Annotated in this window: 1 protein-coding gene; it reads left to right on the forward strand. The window is 37.7% G+C overall.

Annotation, left to right across the window (positions count from 1 at the left end):
• Position 1 precedes the first annotated feature (1 nt).
• Positions 2-430, forward strand: a 429-nt coding sequence (locus CYP05_RS06990) for a F0F1 ATP synthase subunit gamma (RefSeq protein WP_258031538.1), incomplete at its 3' end; no start/stop codon positions are given.

A 430-nucleotide genomic window follows, 5' to 3' on the forward strand; every position in this document is an offset into this window, starting at 1 on the left:
GATTAAGAGCGTCCAGAATACTCAAAAGACGACACGTGCGATGAAGCTTGTTTCTACAGCAAAGCTTCGCAAAGCTGAAGAGGCTGCTCGCTACTCTAGAGTTTACGCTCTTAAGATCAATGAGGTTTTATCAGAGATAGCTTATAAGATCAATCAATATGCTTCAGTTATGACTGAGAGTAAATTTTTTAACACAACAAAGAGTGTAGAAAAGGTTGATATTATATTTGTTACCGCTGATAAAGGGCTTTGCGGTGGCTTTAATGTCCAAACTATAAAGACAGTTAGGCGCATGATTGATGAGCTAAAAGCAAAAAAGGTCAAAGTCAGACTAAGAGCTGTTGGTAAAAAAGGTATAGAATTTTTCAATTTCCAAGGCGTTGAACTACTTGAGACTTATGTCGGAGCTAGTTCTTCTCCTACATATGAA

This window comes from Campylobacter concisus (assembly GCF_002913545.1).
GTDB classification, from domain to species: domain Bacteria; phylum Campylobacterota; class Campylobacteria; order Campylobacterales; family Campylobacteraceae; genus Campylobacter_A; species Campylobacter_A concisus_AV.